This window comes from Streptococcus sanguinis, from assembly GCF_001078705.1.
GTDB lineage: Bacteria > Bacillota > Bacilli > Lactobacillales > Streptococcaceae > Streptococcus > Streptococcus sanguinis_D.
Genome location: NZ_CDMW01000001.1, coordinates 750,695 through 771,334, shown reverse-complemented (window position 1 = coordinate 771,334; position 20,640 = coordinate 750,695). Strand labels below are relative to the sequence as shown.

The 20,640-nt window shown below is 43.2% G+C and carries 21 protein-coding genes; 4 read left to right on the top strand and 17 right to left on the bottom strand.

Annotation, left to right across the window (positions count from 1 at the left end; genetic code table 11):
- Positions 1-95: 95 nt before the first annotated feature.
- The 9 genes from SSV_RS04020 to SSV_RS03980 form a co-directional block, all read right to left on the bottom strand.
- Positions 96-1,325, bottom strand: coding sequence for a tetratricopeptide repeat protein (locus tag SSV_RS04020; protein WP_072073781.1), 1,230 nt, complete (start codon positions 1,323-1,325; stop codon positions 96-98).
- The gene (locus SSV_RS04015; protein ID WP_072073780.1) at positions 1,312-2,490 is read right to left on the bottom strand and encodes an AI-2E family transporter; all 1,179 of its coding nucleotides are present in this window, start codon (positions 2,488-2,490) and stop codon (positions 1,312-1,314) included. Before SSV_RS04015 ends, SSV_RS04020 begins: the two co-directional genes overlap by 14 nt.
- A gap of 170 nt (positions 2,491-2,660) precedes the next feature.
- Positions 2,661-4,034 carry a sensor histidine kinase gene (locus tag SSV_RS04005; protein ID WP_072073779.1) on the bottom strand — a complete coding sequence of 458 codons (1,374 nt, stop codon included), beginning with the start codon at positions 4,032-4,034 and terminating at the stop codon, positions 2,661-2,663.
- Positions 4,031-4,687, bottom strand: a complete 657-nt coding sequence (locus SSV_RS04000; protein WP_002915478.1) for a response regulator transcription factor — start codon at positions 4,685-4,687, stop codon at positions 4,031-4,033. The genes SSV_RS04005 and SSV_RS04000 overlap by 4 nt, the downstream gene beginning before the upstream one ends.
- 21 nt (positions 4,688-4,708) lie before the next feature.
- Positions 4,709-5,668 (bottom strand): ABC transporter permease, encoded by a 960-nt coding sequence (locus SSV_RS03995; protein ID WP_441005778.1) that lies wholly within the window; start codon positions 5,666-5,668, stop codon positions 4,709-4,711.
- Positions 5,650-5,925, bottom strand: a complete 276-nt coding sequence (locus SSV_RS12390) for an ABC transporter permease (protein ID WP_441005777.1) — start codon at positions 5,923-5,925, stop codon at positions 5,650-5,652. The genes SSV_RS03995 and SSV_RS12390 overlap by 19 nt, the downstream gene beginning before the upstream one ends.
- Before the next feature lie 12 nt (positions 5,926-5,937).
- Entirely contained in the window at positions 5,938-6,612 is a 675-nt protein-coding gene (locus tag SSV_RS03990) for an ABC transporter ATP-binding protein (RefSeq protein ID WP_072073778.1), read from the bottom strand.
- Complete coding sequence (locus tag SSV_RS03985) at positions 6,599-7,864, bottom strand: efflux RND transporter periplasmic adaptor subunit (protein ID WP_072073777.1); 1,266 nt, start codon at positions 7,862-7,864, stop codon at positions 6,599-6,601. Before SSV_RS03985 ends, SSV_RS03990 begins: the two co-directional genes overlap by 14 nt.
- Before the next feature lie 28 nt (positions 7,865-7,892).
- Positions 7,893-8,165 carry a YgdI/YgdR family lipoprotein gene (locus SSV_RS03980; RefSeq protein ID WP_002895853.1) on the bottom strand — a complete coding sequence of 91 codons (273 nt, stop codon included), beginning with the start codon at positions 8,163-8,165 and terminating at the stop codon, positions 7,893-7,895.
- A gap of 243 nt (positions 8,166-8,408) precedes the next feature.
- Between SSV_RS03980 and SSV_RS03970 the strand changes: the two genes are divergently transcribed.
- Positions 8,409-9,419, top strand: a complete 1,011-nt coding sequence (locus SSV_RS03970; protein WP_072073776.1) for a lactonase family protein — start codon at positions 8,409-8,411, stop codon at positions 9,417-9,419.
- Positions 9,420-9,487: 68 nt separating this feature from the next.
- The gene (locus SSV_RS03965; protein ID WP_002910045.1) at positions 9,488-9,679 is read left to right on the top strand and encodes a hypothetical protein; all 192 of its coding nucleotides are present in this window, start codon (positions 9,488-9,490) and stop codon (positions 9,677-9,679) included.
- Between the two features lie 47 nt (positions 9,680-9,726).
- On the opposite strand, the gene mgtE is transcribed toward SSV_RS03965, so the two are convergent.
- Positions 9,727-11,067, bottom strand: coding sequence for a magnesium transporter (gene mgtE / locus SSV_RS03960; RefSeq protein WP_072073775.1), 1,341 nt, complete (start codon positions 11,065-11,067; stop codon positions 9,727-9,729).
- A gap of 352 nt (positions 11,068-11,419) precedes the next feature.
- On the bottom strand, positions 11,420-12,724 hold the full coding sequence (gene eno, locus SSV_RS03950) for a surface-displayed alpha-enolase (RefSeq protein ID WP_002897814.1): 1,305 nt from the start codon (positions 12,722-12,724) through the stop codon (positions 11,420-11,422).
- Positions 12,725-12,932: 208 nt separating this feature from the next.
- Here eno and SSV_RS03945 point away from each other — a divergent pair, with 208 nt between their 5' ends.
- Both SSV_RS03945 and SSV_RS03940 read left to right on the top strand, forming a co-directional pair.
- Positions 12,933-13,382 carry a DUF1694 domain-containing protein gene (locus SSV_RS03945; RefSeq protein WP_072073774.1) on the top strand — a complete coding sequence of 150 codons (450 nt, stop codon included), beginning with the start codon at positions 12,933-12,935 and terminating at the stop codon, positions 13,380-13,382.
- Between the two features lies 1 nt (position 13,383).
- On the top strand, positions 13,384-13,722 hold the full coding sequence (locus SSV_RS03940; protein WP_072073773.1) for a nuclear transport factor 2 family protein: 339 nt from the start codon (positions 13,384-13,386) through the stop codon (positions 13,720-13,722).
- Here the strand turns inward: SSV_RS03940 and SSV_RS03935 are convergent.
- The 6 genes from SSV_RS03935 to SSV_RS03910 all read right to left on the bottom strand — a co-directional run bounded on the left by SSV_RS03935 (position 13,719) and on the right by SSV_RS03910 (position 20,632).
- Positions 13,719-14,837: a glycerate kinase family protein gene (locus SSV_RS03935; protein ID WP_072073772.1), complete on the bottom strand. Its 1,119-nt coding sequence runs from the start codon at positions 14,835-14,837 to the stop codon at positions 13,719-13,721. The two genes, SSV_RS03940 and SSV_RS03935, sit on opposite strands and share 4 nt — an antisense overlap.
- A 9-nt stretch (positions 14,838-14,846) precedes the next feature.
- Positions 14,847-15,494, bottom strand: coding sequence for a phosphoserine phosphatase SerB (gene serB / locus SSV_RS03930; protein WP_072073771.1), 648 nt, complete (start codon positions 15,492-15,494; stop codon positions 14,847-14,849).
- Positions 15,495-15,527: 33 nt separating this feature from the next.
- Positions 15,528-16,196, bottom strand: coding sequence for a hypothetical protein (locus tag SSV_RS03925; protein ID WP_072073770.1), 669 nt, complete (start codon positions 16,194-16,196; stop codon positions 15,528-15,530).
- Between the two features lie 96 nt (positions 16,197-16,292).
- Positions 16,293-18,017: a septation ring formation regulator EzrA gene (gene ezrA, locus SSV_RS03920; RefSeq protein WP_072073769.1), complete on the bottom strand. Its 1,725-nt coding sequence runs from the start codon at positions 18,015-18,017 to the stop codon at positions 16,293-16,295.
- Between the two features lie 86 nt (positions 18,018-18,103).
- A complete protein-coding gene (gene gyrB / locus SSV_RS03915) occupies positions 18,104-20,053 on the bottom strand; it encodes a DNA topoisomerase (ATP-hydrolyzing) subunit B (protein ID WP_072073768.1) in 1,950 nt (649 codons plus the stop codon).
- Between the two features lie 12 nt (positions 20,054-20,065).
- Positions 20,066-20,632: an HAD-IA family hydrolase gene (locus SSV_RS03910; RefSeq protein WP_304362491.1), complete on the bottom strand. Its 567-nt coding sequence runs from the start codon at positions 20,630-20,632 to the stop codon at positions 20,066-20,068.
- Between the last annotated feature and the right edge of the window lie 8 nt (positions 20,633-20,640).

Here is a 20,640-nt window from a genome sequence, read left to right as displayed (position 1 = left end):
TTTTCATCTTTATTACAGTGGCTTACTGGAATTTCTACCGCCAATCATTATACCATAAATTGTGGGAAAGGGCTGAGCGAGTGCTTCTTAAACTCTTATAAGCTTTCATAAAGCTCCTGCATACTCCCATCATCAGGTACCAATCTCAGGTACGAAGCAGCAGACTTTTTAGCTTCTTCGAATCTGCCTAGTTCTCGCAAAAGATAGACATACTGCTCTAGAAACTCTGGATTATCTTGCAATTCACGAGCTAATTGATTGTAGAGTTCCTCTGCTTTTTCCAGATTTTCCAAAGCCTGATAAGCACGCGCCAGATTCCAGCGGGTCAAGGCATTATCGACTTCTTGCTCTGCAAATTCTAAAATATCCTCATAGCGCTCCTGCTCCAAATAAAGAGTCGTCAGTCGCAAGGCAATCTCTTCCAAATCATCCGCATCTTCCTGAGCCTGCAAGAGATAATCTTCAGCCGCTTTCTCATCATGAAGTTCATAAGAAAGCTGCGAGGCTAAAAGCAAGAGCCGAGTCTCAAAAGGATTCTTAGCCAAACCCTGCTGGGCAAGGGTCAGGGCTTCAGCCGTCCGATGCTCCGCATGAAGAGATAGGGCATAGCCATATTCGTAGCCTTCAAAATCCGGCGACAGAGTATCCAGCTGCTTGAAATAAAGATTGGCCTTCTGGTATTCTTCCTGATCCGCTAATATAGTTGCCAGCTCATAAACCGCAGCATCGTCATACTCCAGCTCAACAGCCTTTTCTAAGAACTCAATCGCCGCTGCAAATTTTCCAAGACTTGCATAGCAGACCCCAATCCGCTGATAGGTTGAGACGCCTGTCTGCTCAAAAATTGTACGATTATCTAGCTGGGCGTATTCCTTAATCGCCTGAGAAAAATCCCCCAACTCCAAATCTATCTCAGCCAGACCAAAGGTTACTAAAGCCTCATCAGTCAGCTCTGCTGCCTGAGCCAGTTTTTCTCGAGCTACATCAGGCAGCCCTTCTAGCTGATAGAGGTCAGCCTTAGCCAAGAGAGCAGCGACATACCAGTCACTGCTTGGCTGAATCTCCTCCAGATAGGCAAAAGCCTGCTCCAAGTCCCCATCGTCACTGGCAATAGCTGCCAGACTGACATAAGAAGCTGGATAGTCAGGAGCCAACTTTTCAAAAATACGCTTGGCCTGAGGGAAAAAGCCGATACTCTCTAAGTAATCGGCCAAATCCAATAATTCTTCTTCGCTGTCTGCAGTCAGGGCTTGCTCGAAATAGCGGTCAGCCAGAGCTAGGTTCTGTTCCTGTAAAGCTGCCAACATTTGCTCACTCTTGCTCACTGATTTCTCCTTCTTGTTCAAAATCGGCTTCGTAAAGGCCGCTTACTTTCTGATACCACTTAAAGATGGCTGCAATAGCTACCTTGGCCGAAGCATAGGCAGGAATTCCCAGGAAAACGCCCCAAATGCCAAACATAGTACCGGAAGTCAATAATACGAATAAAATCGTAATCGGATGAATGCTGAGCTGACTGCCCAAGACCAGAGGAGAAACAAAACGCCCCTCGATAGTCTGTTCAATGATGAAAACGACAATGACTTTAGCCAACATCACTGGACCGCCAGCAATCAAACCGATTGCCAGAGCCGGAAGCATGGCCAAAAAGCTGCCCAGATAAGGTACCAGATTGAGAACGCCCGCAATGACTCCAAGAGTGACACCATAGCGCAGGCCAATAATCTTGAAGAAAACAATAAACATCAGAGCTACAATGATAGCAACCGTCACCTGACCACGCACATAGTTAGCTAGCTGGCTGTTGATATCCGTCATCACTTGACCAAAGGATTCTCGGAATTTAGTCGGCAGAAACTGGGTCACATAGCCTTTCAGATTTTTCCCGTCTCTCAGCAGGTAAAAAAGGATAAACGGCATGATGATAATAGCCACGACAATCTGCGAAGTTGTACTGATTAAGTTCCCCGCCCAATTGACTGCCCGCGATGAAAAATTGCTGGCCCAATCGGTAATCTGGCTAGACAGATTGCTAGTGTATTCCTCAATCTGCGGCTTGAAATCTGCCGAAATATACTTAGTCACGACATCATCGATGAACTTGTCAGCCTGCTTCAGATAAGCCGGAACATTTCTGACAAAGGCCATGACCTGATGCTGCAAGCTAGGAATAGCAACAGCCAAGCCCCAGATAATCAAAAAAGCAATTAAAACAAAGACAATGGTAATAGCAACCAGTCGATTAATTTTGTGCTTTTCCATCCAGTCGACGATGGGATTTAACAGATAATAAAGCAGACCAGCTAAAATAACCGGCAGCATGATTACTCCCAAAAATTCAATGACTGGACTAAAAATAAAACTGATTTTACTAAGTATAAAAATATTCAGTCCCATCAAAAGGGTTACTAGAAATACTGTAATGGCCTTGTTATCCAAAAACCATTTAAAAAACCAAGATAGGCTAAAATCTTTTTCTTTGTGCTCCATATTCTCCTCCTTTAACTTGTCATTTCATTGTAACATTTTTCGGAGAAAAATTCTCTGCTCAGCTATATGGAAAAGCAAAAAAAGAGAGGAGACAGGAGACTTGTATTTTTCGCAAAATACAGCTTCTGACTTCTCTCTTCGGCTCCTGCAGGGCCAGCTAGAATACAAGGCTATTTCTCGACAGCCGGCAGAGAAATGCTAAAGCGCATTTTCCGCCCATCAACAGCTTCAAACTGGTAACGGAGACCATGCTTATCCAAAATCTGCTGAACGATAAAGAGTCCCAGACCAGTCCCGCCATCCTTACGATTGCGACTGTAGTCTGGCCGGTAGAAAGGCTGAAAAATCTGCTGAATTTGGTCTTTGTTTAAGACTCGTTCCGCCTCATTTTCGATGACTAACTCGTGTTCTTCCAGCCTGAGTAGAATCTCTCCGCCTTCTACTGTGTAATGAAAGGCATTGTCCAGAAGATTCTTGATAGCCTTGAGCAGATAAGTGCGGTTACCCTTGACCTTCGCTTCTGCCAGCTCAACTTGAAAATGGTAGTGTCTGACATCTGCTAAAACTCGATAGGTACTCAGATTTTCCTCCAAGACCTGCTTGAGTGAAAAGACTTCCTGTTCAGTTTCAGTCTTCATCTCCAGTTTAGAAATGGCTAAGATAGACTGGACTAACTCAGACTGCTCCTCTAGGATTTCTCGACACTTCTGCAAGTACTTGTCTCGATCCTTGAACTCTCCTACACCATAAATCATGCCATCAACCATCCCCATCATGCTGGTAATGGGTGTCTTGAGCTCATGCGATGTCATCCGTAAGAACTCAGCCTTTTCCCGCTCGCTTTCTGCTACCTTTTCATTTTCTAGGCGCAGAGCCTCGATACTGGTCAGTAGATTAGCATAGAGGTGATTGATATCTTGGGCCAGTTCGGCAATCTCATCGCGCCCCTTGACCTGACAGGTCACATCTGGAGCCAGACTCGTCATTTGACGGGTGCTCTTAGAGATGGCTTTGATCCGCTGACTAGAAGTCCGGCTGTAGAGATAGGCTGCCAGACCACCCAAACTTAGAGATACAAGCAAGACAAATGGATAGAGATTGAGCAAAATCCGGCTAGCATCAGAAACCGGCTGTAAGGAGTATTCCCCTCTCAGGACAACTTCTTTACCATCAGAAGTTCGAAAACTTTCTGATAAACTCTTGCTCTCATAGTCACTGTTGGCAATCGTTGGGACGATGGTCAGTTGCAAAGAACTTTCATCGCCAGCTTCAAGAGAGGGATAGAGAATCGTATTGTCTTTCGCCAGCAAGGTAAACCAAATTAGATTGCTCTTTTTACTATAATCACTCAACAGCTCGCCGATTTGCTGACTGGACTTTCCCTTGACTTGCTTGGAAACTTGGTCAAATTCCCGCTGAGCTTCTCCACTCTTAACCTGCTGATAATACACTGGCATGGCAAAGTAAAGACTGGCTAGAACGATAGTCACCACCACGAAAATGATGGACGAGGTCAAGAGAAAGTTCTTTTTGACAATTTTCACTTGTCTTCTCCTCCAAGCTGGTAGCCCATACCTGTAATGGTTTTCAGTGGCACACCAGGAATCTTTTTGCGGATATTCTTGATATGATTATCCAGTACCCGGCTATCCAGCTCGCTGTAGCCCCAAATGGTATTCATCAGCTGATCACGGGTCACCAAGTGGCCCTTCCTCTTAGCCAGAGTCTGCAAGATTTCATATTCTTTCTTGGTCAGAGGCATTTTCTCACCTTGCCAGTAAACCGTGCAGTCATCAATAGAAACCGTCAGGTCGCCAACAGCAATCTCTGAAGCAAGAGTATTTCTGCGCAGAATATTCTCAATCCGTTTGACCAAGATTAGCGGTGAAAAAGGCTTGGTTACATAATCACTGATGAGATGGTTAAAGCTGACCAGCTGGGTATACTCGTCATCCAGAGCTGTCAAAATCATGACCGGAATCTGTGAAGTCTTGCGGATTTCCTTCAGTACTTCCAGACCACTCTTGGTCGGCAGCATCATATCTAAGATGACCAGATCGAAGGGCTCTTCTTCAAAAGCCTGCAAGGCATCGCCACCATCAAAGACCGGCCTCACCTCATACTGACTTTCCTTTAAAAACTCGCAAATCACTTGATTAATCGTCGTATCATCTTCCACCACTAGAATCTTGTGCATACTTAGATTTTTCTCCTTTACCTATTCAAATCGCAGGGCCTCGATTGGATCCAGCTTGGATGCTTTCACAGCTGGCAGGAGCCCAAATACTACTCCTATTATACAACAAAAGAGCAAACTTACAAAGACAGAAAAGAGGGATAAAATATAAGGATAGGCTAGAGACTGGGTGATGGCAAAGCCCGAGGCGATACCAGCCACCACGCCAATAATTCCTCCCATCAGGGTCAGGATAACTGCCTCAATCAGGAACTGCTTGAGAATGATCTTCCGCCGAGCTCCCAGAGCCTTTTTAATCCCAATTTCACGAGTCCGCTCTGTCACTGAAACCAGCATGATATTCATAACACCGATACCTCCGACTAGGAGAGAGATGCTGGCAATACCTGCTAGCAAGACGAAGTTAGACTTGTTAAGATTATCCAGCTGCCGTTCAAATTCCTGCAGGTTGAGCACACCAAACATATAGTCCGACGGTGGCATTTGCTGATTGAGATAATCACTGACCTTCTTGGCAACCTTCTTCAAATCATCAGCCTTGTGGGTTTGGACGGTCACTTCAGGACTGACATTAATGGTATCAAAAATCCGATGCCACTGCTGCAAGGGAATATAGGCCACCTTTTCCGCACCAGCTGTTAAGCCACTCTGCTCAGTAGACTCAAACACGCCAATAACCTTAAAGGGATTGCCCAAAACTTCAACATATTTACCGATACCATCACCCTTTGGAAAAAGACTATCATAAAGCGACTTTTCCAGATAGGTCACCTGCTCCTGATTTTTAAAGGCTTCTGAGTCAAATCCTTCACCTTCTAGCAGACGTTGCTGCTTGATGTCAGCGGCTGTCTGCGAAACCGCCTGAATCTTCCCAGATGATTTTTGGCTCAGGTAGTAAATCTTCTCATCTGTACCATAGGTCAGCAGAGCATTCTTGACCCCAGAGATTTCCTTAATCTTGCTTAATACATCCTCTCCCATAAAGGGAATATAAGAAGGTTTCTGAGCTTGAGATTTCTCTGGAATGGTTGGATGATGGCGCTTTTCTTGTCATAGACGACCTTGATTGTGTTATTATTCCCGCCAATGAGCTGACGCTTAGTATTTTCCGTATTTCCCTCAATGATAGAAAAGATAGCGATGATGGCGCCTATCCCGATGATAATCCCCAACATGGTCAGCATAGAGCGCATTTTATGCGACAAGATTGAATTCAGAGCTACAAAAATATCTTCCATAAAGCTTCCTTTCTATCCTATCGCTTTGCTCTCTATATTACCGTCCCGCAGGATAACCGTCTGCTTGCAGAGTTGAGCTACTTCCGGCTCATGGGTAATGATGACAATGGTCTTTCCCTCATCATTAAACTGCTTGAAAAGGTCCATAATCTGCACACTGGTCTTGGTATCCAGAGCCCCAGTTGGTTCGTCACCAAGGATGAAGCTGGGATTGGTTACCAAGGCTCGTGCAATAGCTACCCGCTGCTTTTGACCACCGGACAGCTCCATAGGCTTGAAATCACTTCTTTCTTCCAGCCCGACTAACCGCAGCATTTCCATCGCCCGCTCCCGTCTCTCTTTTTTAGGAATTTTCATGTAAGTCAGAGGCAGTTCTACATTTTGGCAGGCTGTTAGCTTGGGCATGAGGTTAAAATTTTGAAAAACAAAGCCAATCTTCTGATTGCGCAAATCGGACAGCTGATTGTCAGACAGCTCAGACACATCGGTCCCTTCAATATGATAAGTCCCTGAACTTGCCTTATCCAGACAGCCGATAATGTTCATCAGAGTGGACTTGCCAGATCCAGATGGTCCCATGATAGCCAGAAAATCCCCCTCTTTCACATGCAGATCAATTCCTTTTAAAATTGGAAATTCCTGACTGCCCTGCTGATAAGATTTGTGGATATCCTTAAGCTTTAACATGCTGTCCTACCTCCATCCCTTCTTCCATACCAGCTCTTGGGGTCGAAATGGTATCCTGCATAGTCAAACCTTCTGTAATCTCTACCAAACGGTCAGACACTTTCTTGGTCTTGACTTCATGCATTTTCAGAGTCTTACCCTCTACTTTCCAGACATAGGTCTTGCCATTTTTACTGAAAGTATAGGCCTTATTGACAACTACCTTGCCGGCCTCGGGAGCATTCTCCACGATGTTGACATAGGAATGGGAGCCCACCAGTGGCATTTCACCACCTTGATCCAGCTCTACAGTATAAGGATACTTACCTTGGTTGGGGTTTTCCTGTTGCTTATTCCCACCATTATTATTGGAAGTATTTTCTGCTGTCAGGCTGCCGACCTGAGTTACTGTACCACTCCAGCGTTTCTTAGGATCCTTGCGATCCACCACTTCCACTTTCTGGCCAACACTCAGCTTCTCACGGTCAAATTCACTGACAGTCCCTTTGACCAGAGTTTTGGACTTGTCCATAATCTCAATAAAGTTTTCTTCTTCCTTTTTGGCCTTGGACTGATTGGGCAAATCTTCATTCATAGAGGTAATTGTTCCTGCTGTATCGGCAGTCACAGTATCATACTTCATTCGGTCTGATTCTGTCTGAGCTGTCACCTGAGCCTTTTCAGCCTCAATCTGAGCTGTCGTTACTTCATTATCCGCCGTCTTGGCATCGCTCAGCGCTTGAGCCAGCTCGTCTTCAGCAGACTTAATCTGCTCCAGCAGTGACTCATCCTGACTGGAATTGTATTTGTCTTTGAGAGCATTGAGACTGGCCAACTTGCGATTATAGGTTTCCCATTTAATCGCAGCGCTGTTTTGAGCAGCTGTAATGCCATTAGCCTTGGACTGGGCATCATATTGTGCCGACTGGGCTGTCAATTGCTGCTCTGTCACATAGGAAAAGAGCGGCTGCCCTTGTGTAACGGTATCTCCATTTTTGACAAATACTTCCTTGACTTCCCCTTTAGAAGGGTCAATCTTGACCTTACTGCTATTGTTGGCAACTACTTCCCCAGATAAAACCAGGCTTGTTTTTTTACTGTTATTGACAGCTTCTTGGACTGTCAGCGAATCAATCGTCTTATCTACCATTTTCATGGCCTGTTGTTGATTGATCTGTCTAAAATACAGATAGCCTCCCAGCCCAGCACAAGCAAGAATGACCGTGCTGCCCAATAGAATGGTCTTACGATTCATTTTTTTTCTTCGAAACATATTGCCTCCAACCTACATGTTTTAATCTTTATTCAGCTTCTGAGCTAGATCCTGATCCATCTTCTGGAATTTCCTCACCATCTGCTGGAATTTGGATAACATTTCCATCAGGCATTGTGTATTCTGTCACTTCTTTCCCATCTACTGTCTTGGTCTTCTTATCAACAGCATCCTTCTGGAAGTCCACTTGTTTCCCGTCCTTAATTTCTGAGTTATCAGCTTCTTTATTTCCGCATGCGGCTAAAAAGAATCCTGACATTCCGATAAGAGCAACGAGCATAGCAATTTTTTTAACGTTCATTTGATTTCTCCTTTGTTTTAGCAAGCAGGAAGTTTGTTGCTTCCTGACAGTATTTGTTTTTTTGAACAATTCTATTCTAACAAAGCCATCTATCCCCTTCCTACCCGCTATCTGTTTTTTATCTGTTTTTTCAAAACCAATACTATTCTTTTGAAAATCAGGCAAATCCTCCGCTCCAAGACCTATCATCTGCTTTTATGATATAATAGTAGCAAGCAATCTAAATACATACGAGGTAATGTCATGACACAAACGGTTTACTTTGGAACCTATACTCGCAAAGATTCCAAGGGAATTTACAAGGCAGATTTCAATTCTAACAAGGAAACACTAGAAAACTTGACCTTGGTTGCTGAAGAGCCAAGTCCAACCTACCTAGCCTTCGACAAAGCTGGACATCTCTATTCTGTCGGAGCAAAGGACGGACAGGGAGGTATTGCAGTCTTTGACCAGGCAGGTCAGCTCCTCAACCATGTCGTTGAAGAAGGGGCTCCGCTCTGCTATGTCGCAGTAGACGAAGAACGTGACTTGGTTTACGGTGCCAATTATCATAAGGGACAAGTCTTGGTCTACAGACGACTGGCTGATGGCAGACTGGAACTGGCTGACTCAGCTATCCATCAAGGTCAAGGACCGCATGCCAACCAAGCTTCAGCCCACGTCCACTATGCTGACCTTACACCAGATCAATACCTGATCACCTGCGACTTGGGAACTGATGAAGTCACCACCTATGATATTGCTGAAGACGGAAAAATCGCTCCTCTGAACACCTACAAGTGTGCCGCTGGAGCTGGTGCCCGCCATATCGTTTTCCACCATCATTACAAAATCGCCTATTTGATTTGTGAGCTTAATTCTACTATTGAAGTCCTGATTTACGATGGAGTCGGGCATTTTGAACACCTGCAAACTATCTCCACCTTACCAGAGGACTTTGAAGAAGCCAATGGAACAGCTGCTATTCGCCTGTCTGCTGATGGCAAGTTCCTCTACGGTTCCAACCGTGGTCATGACTCTCTTGCCGTCTACAAAATCTTAGCTGACGGCAGCTTAGAGTTAATCCAGATTGCACCTACCAATGGCCAAAATCCACGGGATTTCAACATCACACCGGATCAAAACCATATCATTGCTGTCCATCAAGACTCAGACAATGCAACCATCTTCAAACGCGATGTAGAGAGTGGAAAATTAACAGAAATCTCCCATGATTTCTACGTTCCCGAAGCTGTTTGCGTGACCTTTAAATAAGCAGATTTCTTGTTTTTCTATTAGAAATTTGATTAAATAGTATAAAAAATTACTAAGGAGCAACAGCTATGAATCCAGTAGATTTATTTAACCAGGTAAAAGAAATGATTGAAAAGAAAGACTTTGATGGCGCCAAAAAGTTTATCGAAGAAAACAAAGACAAACTCGGTGAATACCTTGATCAAGCTAAAAAATTAGTAGCTGGAAATGAAATGGCCAGCGGTGCTATTGATAAAGTTAAAGGTTTGTTCGACAACTAAGAAAACAAAAACGCTTGATTTTTCAAGCGTTTTTTGTGTATCATTTTTTATACAATTAATGGTAAGAAAATTTGTGCTAAGCCTAGAAAAGCTAGATAACCCAATACATCTGTTGCCGTGGTAATGAAAATGGTCGAGGCTAGAGCCGGATCCTGATGCAGTGTCTTGATAATCAGCGGTACAAAGTAACCAAATAGAGCACCACATGCTAGATTAATCATCATAGCCAATACCACAATAACAGACAGATAGAAATTTTGATAGAAGACAAACATGACAATCGCTGCAATCAAGCCTGTAAAGAAACCATTAACCAAAGCTAGCACGATTTCTTTGAATACTAAATTCCGATCTTCTTTCAGATCCAGTTTTCCCAAGGCAATTCCCTGGATAACCAAAGCAAGTGTCTGAGAGGCAGAATTTCCACCCATTCCCGTGATAATAGGACTAATCGCTGCTAATGCTACAACTTTTGAAATCGTATCATCAAAAAGTGCTACTGTCGCAGAAGCTAGAAAGGCTGTCACTAGGTTAATCATCAACCAAGGTAAGCGTTTCTTGAGTGATTCTTTGAAAGGTCCTCCAATTTCTTCACTTTCTTGGACACCACCCATCCGCAAGATATCTTCTTGATACTCTTCTTGCAAAACATCGACGATATCATCAATTGTGATGATTCCTAGCAATACCTGCCGATGATTGACGACCGGTACGACAGATAAATTATATTTGGCAGAAAGCTGTGCCACTTCCTCTTGGTCAACCTCTGGCGTCACAGTTACTAACTGAGTGTTCATAAATTCACTGAGTTTCATCTCCGCACCATGAATAAACAAATCACGGATATCAATCCAGCCAACTAGCGAATGATGCACATTTCTAATAAATAAGGTATCAATAACTTCCGTATTGGGCGAAATCTCCCTCAATTTATTGAGAGTTGCTGAGACGGTCAGATTTTCATTTAAGGTGATGAATTCTGTCGTCATCAGACCACCAGCTGTCTGAGGATCGTAAGCCAACATAGCTTTCAAATTCTCTTGACTGGTATTTTTCATCATACTTAAGTATTGCTTACGCAAGTCCACACTCAAGTAACCCAAAATATCTACCACATCATCATCTGGCATAAGATGAAAAAGAGTGCTGGTACGTTTGAAAGAAATCGATTGGATAATCTGCCGTTGCAACTCCGGCTCGGCTTCTTTTAAAATCTCTACCAATTGATCATCGCTAGCCATTTCCGTAAAGGTTTTGAGGAGATTCCCTTCCTCATCCTCCAAAGCCTCCAAAGAAAGAGCAATATCAATGGCATAGTAATCGTCAAATATCTGATTGAAAACTTCACTATCCTGTGATAGTAAGACCTGATTTAATAATTCTTCCATTGTACTCCTCCTTCCACTTTGCTAGTATACCATAAAAGACTGATTTTGATACAAGAAAGCTATAAAATCTTCAGTAAATCACTCACTTTTTCAAGCAAGTAGTCACAAGGAAACGCAGGGATCTCTTGATTATATTTTCCAAAAGAAAAACTGTCATCTTGTCCTCTAATTTTTCAAGGGAAAGAGCATGACCAAGCCCTATACACTACTTCTAGGCAATTTTCTAGACAAAGATGATAAATCTCCCTCTCATCAATTAGGGTTGATCCTAAATCAAAAAATATCCATTGTTATATCTTTACACATCAAAAAAGCTAGGACTAAGTCCTAGCTCCTCTTATATGCTGTTAGATTATTTTTTCAAGTTATAGAAAGCTTGAAGACCTTTGTATTGAGCAACTTCACCAAGTTGATCTTCGATACGAAGCAATTGGTTGTATTTAGCAATACGGTCTGTACGTGAAAGTGAACCAGTCTTGATTTGACCTGCGTTAGTTGCAACTGCGATGTCAGCGATTGTTGAATCTTCAGTTTCACCTGAACGGTGTGATACAACTGCAGTGTAACCAGCTTCTTTAGCCATTTCAATCGCTTCAAAAGTTTCAGTAAGAGTACCGATTTGGTTAACTTTGATAAGGATTGAGTTAGCAGCACCTTCTTTGATACCACGTGCAAGGTAGTCAGTGTTTGTTACGAAGAAGTCGTCACCAACAAGTTGTACTTTCTTACCAAGACGTTCAGTAAGAGCTTTCCAACCATCCCAGTCATTTTCATCCATACCATCTTCGATAGTGATGATTGGGTATTTGTTAACCAACTCTTCAAGGTAGTCGATTTGTTCTGCAGATGTACGAACAGCAGCGCCTTCACCTTCAAATTTAGTGTAGTCGTATACTTTACGTTCTTTATCGTAGAATTCTGATGATGCACAGTCAAATCCGATAAATACATCTTTACCTGGAACATAACCAGCAGCTTCGATAGCAGCGATGATAGTTTCTACACCATCTTCAGTTCCTTCAAAGCGAGGAGCGAATCCACCTTCGTCACCAACGGCAGTTTCCAAACCACGAGATTTAAGGATTTTCTTAAGAGCGTGGAAGATTTCAGCACCGTAACGAAGAGCTTCTTTGAATGTTGGAGCACCAACTGGCAAGATCATGAACTCTTGGAATGCGATTGGAGCATCTGAGTGAGATCCACCATTGATGATGTTCATCATTGGAGTTGGAAGAACTTTAGTGTTGAATCCGCCAAGGTAGCTGTAAAGTGGCACTTCAAGGTAGTCAGCAGCAGCACGAGCTACAGCGATAGACACACCAAGGATTGCATTAGCACCCAATTTACCTTTGTTAGGAGTACCGTCCAAAGCGATCATTGCACGGTCGATGGCTTGTTGGTCACGAACATCGTAACCGATAATAGCTTCAGCGATAACATTGTTTACATTATCAACTGCTTTTTGTGTACCAAGACCACCGTAACGAGATTTGTCGCCATCACGAAGTTCAACTGCTTCGTGCTCACCTGTAGAAGCTCCTGAAGGAACCATACCACGTCCGAAAGCACCTGATTCAGTATAAACTTCTACTTCAAGTGTTGGGTTACCGCGTGAGTCTAGGACTTCGCGAGCGTAAACATCAGTAATAATTGACATTTCTTACTCTCCTTATTATTTAAAATTATTTACTAGTCTATGATACCTCAAAAACGCTTTTTTTTCAAGGAAAAATAGAGAATCTAAGCAAATTTGAGAAATTTTGCACAAGAAAACGATTCCAAATTTACTATATAAATGTTTTTCCGGCAAATCAGAAAGAAGATTCGACCTTTTAGAATTTCTCCTTTTATGGTACAATTTTATTATGACTGATATTAATAAAGTAATTATGGAAAAAGCTCAGGGCGGAGTCAAGCTCAACCCTGATGAACAGCGTAGATTTTTAGGGACTTTTGAAGAGCGAGTGCTGGCCTCCTGCTCTATTGAGCAAGCTAACAGCTCTCTCATTCGCAGTCATTTCAAGGAAATGCTCAGCAGCATCATGAAAAACTGTCAACCTGTAATTGTCAAAATTTCTCCAGAAGTCGAGTCTAGTAATCAAATCTTTTATCTAAAAACCTCTAAGGAACTGGGCTGCGAAGCGACTATCGTCTCAAGTGATTACCAGGCTTCTCCTTTTGGCCTGATTGTCCATAGCGACCATCTTGTCCAAGTAGATGATAAGGATATGAACCAACAGTTTGCTGGACTCCTTCAGCCAGCAGAAAAACCAGCAAAAGAAAAGCGCTCCCTCTGGAAAAAATGGTTTGGATAGGATGAAAAATTTAGAAAAACTTTTTGCCTTCTTTGAAGCAGAAAATCAACGCGATTGGCAAACCTATGAGACCTTTCTTTCTGATCATGTTAGCTGGGAATTTGAAGGTGACACAATCGAAATTATCAAAGGTAAAGCTGACTATCTGACTAAAATTCAAAAAGTCTACCATAAGAACCCCGTCCAGTTTCGTTGCACTTATTATCAGCTTAGTCCCAACCAGAATCGGATTGTGACCATTTTAGAAAATGACTTTGGTGACCTGTCTTGTGACATCTTCTTCTTTGAGAAAGGCATAATAGTCAAAGAAATTGAATACCTACTAAAAAAAGCGGACTAACCGCTTTTTTTCATTTTTAATACATTGCCAATATTTCTGGCTGTGCGAATCAAATTTTGCTCCGCCTGCTCTAGAATCCTATCCAAACTATCTGCTCGCGCAATAATCGGAAAAGCTGCCTGGATATTCTCAACTGGGAAATCCGGTAAATCATCTGCCAAGCTACCGCAAATAGCCAGTACAGGGATGCCTTCTGGTGTTCGTCTTGCGACTCCGACTGGTACCTTGCCCGCCAAAGACTGACGGTCCAGCCGTCCTTCGCCCACTACGACCAAGTCCGCTTTTTTGACTCTTTCATCAAAATCCAGTAAATCTAGACAGGTTTCAATACCCGAAACGATTTTTCCTCCGGCAAAAGCAACCAGTCCTGCTGCCATTCCACCACCAGCCCCAGCTCCATCCATATCAATCACCTGAGGATTGACCAACTGATAGAAATCAGCCATAGCTTGGTCTACTTGAGAAAAGAGTAGGGGAGATAGACCTTTCTGTCCTCCGAAAACAGTTGTCGCACCTCGCTCTCCGCAGAGAGGATTGTCTACATCCGTCAAAATCTCAATCTCAACTTCTTTCAAGAAAGCGGGAACCTGCTCAGCTGAAATTCGAGCGACCTTTCCCAAAGACGAGCCAATGGGGCGCAGTCTATGATTCTCCGCATCGAAAAATTCATAGCCTAGGCCTGCTGCCAGTCCAATTCCACCGTCATTGCTGGCCGAACCACCAACACCAACTAAAATCTTTCTGACACCATCTTCAGCTAGGTGCAAAATCAATTCTCCCAATCCTTTGGTCTCTATGGCCAAGGGATTTCGTTTTTCCTGAGGAATAGAAGCGAGTCCGACCAAATCAGCCATCTCAAAAAGCGCTTGCTGACCATTTCTGGCGTAAGACATTTTTACTGGCTGACCGAAGGGGCCAGCCACAGTGTGGTAAAATTCAGCCCAGCCCAAGGCTGCTGTCAGCGCAGCCATTGTCCCCTCGCCCCCGTCACCAACTGGCAGCAAGTCAAAGCTGGCATCTGGCAAGGCCTGAGAAAATCCAGTCTGAAGAGCTTGAGCAACCTGAGCAGCTGACAAACTTTCTTTGAAAGAATCCGGTGCAATTAGAATATGCATGCCTCTCTCCTATTCTTTTCTATTGTCTAAAAGATCAATGACCCGATAGAGATTGCATTCTTGAATCTGGTAAGGAGCCTGCTCGCGCACGATCGGCTTGGCCATAAAGGCAATTCCCATCCCTGCCGCTTGAATCATAGGCAGATCGTTGGCGCCATCTCCCATAGCAATCGTTTGATTTAATTCCAACTTGTTTTCGGCTGCCCATGCTTTTAGCATGGCAAGCTTGGTATCCTTAGTGACAATCTCTCCTAAGACTTGGCCTGTCAAAAGCCCCTGCTGGATTTCCAAACGATTTGCCTTGACGTAGTCAATTCCAAGCTGCTCAGCCAGTCTGTCCACGGTCTCATGAAAACCACCTGACACCAAGCCTACTTTATAACCACGTTTATGCAGCTCATAGACCAGTTCCTCGGCTCCCGGAGTGAAGTGAATCCTTTCAGCAATTCGAGCAAAAATATCCTCCGGCAGGCCTTTTAAAAGAGCGACCCGCTCACGTAAAGCAGCTTCAAAGTCCAATTCACCTCGCATGGCACGTTCGGTAATAGCCGCAACCTGATCTCCTACACCCGCCTCCTCACCTAGCAGATCAATCCCCTCTTCCATGATTAAGGTGCTGTCTACATCCATGACTAACAAGCCTTTGACTCTTTTCATCTCTTACTCCTTCCCAATTATTGATTATCCAGCTTATTGTTTAAATATAGTTAAATCTATTTGAACAGCCTCATCCTTCGATTCCATTAGTATTGAAATCCCATAAATTGTTCCACTAGAGTGATCTAATCTTATTCGACAGGTAGTATCCTCTGGTAGATCATACTTGTTTTTGAGATGTTTAAAGAGTTCAGATTGATTTTCTGGCTGGTAGATGATATCGCGAAGCTCTGTTTCTGCACTCTTAAAAGTCTCTTTCACATCTAAGGATTCAAAATAATTTCTTTGAACAACTAAGTTAAGAATCTCTTCATCAAATAAAGGACTTATCTCTGAGCTGTAAGTTAGTTTGCCGTTAGAATAAGTAACAGGAACAGTCTCTTCTTTATCACCGATTGTTATTGTATAGTCACCTTTAATGTCAGATTGAGTAGTATCTAATCTAATCTCATAATCTTTCACTTCGTCTCCCTTTTCTATATAAACACTACTCTTATAAAGCTTTAATCCAGTAAAATCCTTTTTATCTTGTTCTAAAAACTTAAACATTGGCTCAAAAGTGCCTTCAAAATCATACTGTTCTCTTGTTCTGTTTTTTGGGACAGTGTAATCATCCAGACGCCAGCCATTTATCAATGCTATCGATAAAACTGCTACACCTCCGAGAATAATGAGAGTAATATATTTTTTAATCATTTTCATTTCTTTTATAGACTTTCCACTTTCATTTGTCCCTCTATTATAACATAAGAGCCTTTTTGCTGAGAATGAAAAAAGAAGCTCCCGAAGGAACTTCTTTTAAAAACGAATATTCTCGCGTGTTTTTTCGTAGGATGTCACAAAGCGTTCTGTCACACCTGGCTCGACAAGATCCAAAGCTTTTGAAATGATTTCCAAGGATTGAGCATAGTCGTAGTCATGTTCAAAGACATACAAGGACTTGTTGAAAGCTGCTTGTACATTATCATCAAAGGAACGATAGCGGTTTGAATACTGCAGCAGCTGCTCGGTCAATGTAGCATCTTGGACGATACGATAGGTTTCTTCTTCCAATTGCTCCATATCATTTCCTAGAATTTCCAGCCAACGGTTAACTGATTCGATATTGACTCGAGTAGCTTCCAATTCCTTCACCAACTCTTCAATATTGTTGCTGGTTGAGAAGAAAATTTCTAAGAAAGTGTCTGGAATACCTGGCAAATTGCGTTTTTCCATATATCTCTTAATGGTATGCAATTTGTTAGCATAGATATTGACCTTCTGGCGAGCATTAGCATCATCTTTTTCAATCTCAGCCAGTGCTTCACCAAGAGAAATCTGTTCATCTTCGATTTCTTTCAAACGCTCTTGGATAGCTTCCAACTCTTCCTGAACCACAGAATAAGCTTGCTTGGTTTCAGAGGAATCTTCTACCGCGCTAAGTACCACATCTTCCTGAGCAGAAAGCTCAGCCTGCAACTCCTTGACATGAGAAGTTTCCGTATCAGAGAGAAGGAAAGTTTGAGATAAACGTTCTATCTCTTTTTGGAGTTGCTGGTTGTTTTCCTTTGTATGAGCCAGATAGCTAGGCAAGTTTTTAATCAGCTTCTCCACTACTTTGTGGGCTTCAATTTCCCGCGTAAAAATTTCATAGAGAGCGTTAATCTCTTCTTGCGCCTGCTCATTTTCATACTCAGCATTATCCAGCTCTAGGGCTGAAATGTTGGCTTCGTTGCGTTTGAGACTTGCATGAAGCTGCTGGAAGCGCGACTCTATATCTGTTTCGATAAAGTGATAACCAGATTCCAAGAGCTTACGGTGACCAGATTCTAAGTCTTCCAACTGATCTGGCAATTTCACAGTCAACTCTTCGACAATGGCAGGAACTTTCTCAACGATATGTGTCAAAGCAAGAATATGATCCTCGGCTTTATCCAAAATTTCAGCCGCCTCAACCGGGTCACCTGAAGAATTAAGGGTCACAAACTGAGAAAACTCTGACTGAATATTTTCCAGCTGTTTTTCAATCTCAGCTAGGGCTTGCCCATACGAGTCTGCATTCTCCGCCACCTGAGTTTGCAGTTTTTCAAACAAATCCAAGGCATGGAGCACACGACCGCTGTTTTTAGACTCTTGCTCTTTAAGATCTTCCAAGGCAGCACGAATCATCTTGATATCTTCGTCAATCAAATCAATCTGACTCTCAATATTGCCAATGGCATGCTTGGCTTTTATGAAACGGAAAGAATTATTGTAACCTTCTGCTTCAAATAGATTATTTTCGATATCAGCAAATGAATTTAAGGACAAGTCTACCCATTTTTGATTCCATTCACGGAAGGCTACCTGACTCTGCCCAATCAAATGCATATTTTTTACTTCTTCAACTTCATCATTCACAGGGAGATTGTAAAGTGCTTCTTTTCTCTCCTCCAAATTTTGAAGTAAAGCTTCATTTCTCTTTCTCATCAGAACTGCAGTACCATAGCCGACAACCAAAAGCAGAGCTACCACAGCAACGAGAATAACTAGTCCAATAGACATATAGAACTCCTTCACATTGTTACTATAAAGCAAACATAATGATTATATCATATTTTTGCCCATAATGGTTGATTTTTCTGATTTTTTTAGACGTCGAGCGTACTGTATACAGCATTTTCTTCGATAAATTCACGACGAGGTTCAACGCGATCCCCCATCAGCATGTCAAAAACCTTGTCAGCTTCCGCTGCATCATCCACTGAAACCCGAGCCATCAAGCGATGTTCAGGATTCATAGTTGTCTCCCACAGCTGATGGTCATCCATCTCTCCGAGCCCCTTGTAGCGTTGAATGGTTGGCTTGGAGCGACCTTCACTGTAGCGAGCCAAAGCAGCTTGAAGCTCTTCTTCCTGATTAGCACCTGGCTGGATGTATTCTTTGACTTCACTTCCGACCTTAACACCATAGATTGGCGGCTGAGCGATATAGACAAATCCAGCTTCCAGAACCGGCTTCATATAGCGGTAAATCAAGGTTAAGAGGAGGGTCCGAATGTGAGCACCGTCTACATCGGCATCGGTCATGATGACTAATTTTTGGTAGCGGGCCTTGCTGACATCAAAGTCAGCTCCAAAGCCAGTTCCCATAGCAGTAAAGAGACTGCGAATTTCTTCATTGGCCAATATCTTGTCCATGCTGGCTTTTTCAACGTTGAGAATCTTACCACGAATTGGCAGAATGGCCTGAAATTCACGGTTACGACCGGACTTAGCTGAACCACCCGCTGAATCCCCCTCCACGATGAAGAGTTCAGTTTCCTGAGGGTCGTTGGACGAGCAGTCAGCCAATTTACCTGGCAGATTGGAAATTTCCAAGCCAGACTTCTTGCGGGTTACTTCCCGAGCTCGCTTGGCAGCAATTCTAGCCTTAGATGCCAAAATTCCTTTTTCAACGATTTTTCGAGCCACCGCAGGATTTTCCAAAAGGAAATCTGAGAAAGCTTCGCTGAAGAGGCGATTAGTAATCTTGACCACTTCGCTATTGCCCAGCTTAGTCTTGGTCTGACCTTCAAACTGAGGGTTGGGGTGCTTGACAGAGATGACCGCTGTCAGTCCCTCACGCACATCTTCCCCAGTCAGATTGTCCTCGTTTTCTTTGAGAAGTTTATTTTTCTTGGCATAGTCATTGATAACCCGCGTTAGGGCTGTCCGGAAACCTTGCTCATGCGTTCCACCCTCGTGGGTGTGGATGTTATTAGCAAAGCTCATGACTGTTTCGTGGTAGCCAGTCGTATACTGCATAGCTACTTCAACCGTAATGTCGTCCATTTCGCCGTCGGTATAAATCGGCGTTTCAAAGATTACATCCTTGTTTTCATTGATGTATTGGACATAGCTGGCAATCCCACCCTCATAGTGGTAATCCTTGGCCTGCTCCATTCCATCCCGCTTATCAGTGATGGAAATTCTGAGACCACGGTTGAGGAAGGCTAATTCTTGCACCCGCTTATTGAGCTTTTCAAAGTCAAATTCTACTGTTTCAGTGAAAATCTCTGGATCCGGTGTAAAGTGAACTGTCGTACCTGTACGGTCTGTCTCACCAATTACTTTTAGGTCTGCGACTACTTGACCGCGACTGTATTCCTGGTAATGAATCTGACCGTTCTTATAAACGCGGACATCCAGCTGAGTGGACAGGGCATTTACAACGGAAGAGCCCACACCGTGCAGACCTCCTGATACCTTGTATCCGCCACCGCCGAATTTTCCTCCAGCATGGAGAACAGTAAAGACGGTTTCCACGGCCGGACGGCCTGTTTTCTCCTGAATATCAACGGGAATTCCCCGACCGTTATCCACTACTGTGATGGAATTGTCTTTTTCGATAAAGACCTGAATGTGACTGGCAAAACCAGCCAGAGCTTCATCAATCGAGTTGTCAACAATTTCCCACACTAAATGGTGCAGACCTTCCTTGGAGGTCGAACCGATATACATCCCTGGACGCATACGAACGGCTTCTAGGCCTTCTAAGACCTGAATCTGACTGGCATCATATTCCTGGGCCTGTATATCTTGTTGCTTTTCTTCTGTCATAGTGTTCCTTTTCTAATCAATATCTATAAATTCTTCAAGATGCTGCATATTATCAAAGAGATAGGTATCAAAGCCAGCTGCCTGCCCTGCTTCAATATCCAGTGGACGGTCACCAATGACCAAACCAGAGACAATCTGATACTTGTCTTTTAAATATAGCATGGAGTCTGGTGAGGGTTTCCTTGGAAAGCCATTCGCCGATGTCACCACTTCTGTAAATGCTGATGCAATGGCAGTTTTCTCCAAGAATTCCAGCACTTGATTGTCCCTGTGGGAGACCAGAAAGTTCCGACCACCCTTGTCCACAATCCGCCTAAGCAAGTCTGCTGCGCCGTCAAATAAGACAGGATGAGTCAACTCTTCTGCTTCATTGGTCTTATAAAACTTCAAAAAGTCTTTTTCTTGGGGAGCAAAATGCTGGACTGCATAGTCCGTAGACACCTTGAGGGCCTTATAAACTTCGTCATGACCAGCTTGCAAACCGTACTCTTTCAAGGTTTGAACAAAAGCTGCTGTTGAAGTTTCATAATTATCCAAGAGTGTTCCACCTAAATCCCAGATGTAATCTTGATAATTCATACCTTTCA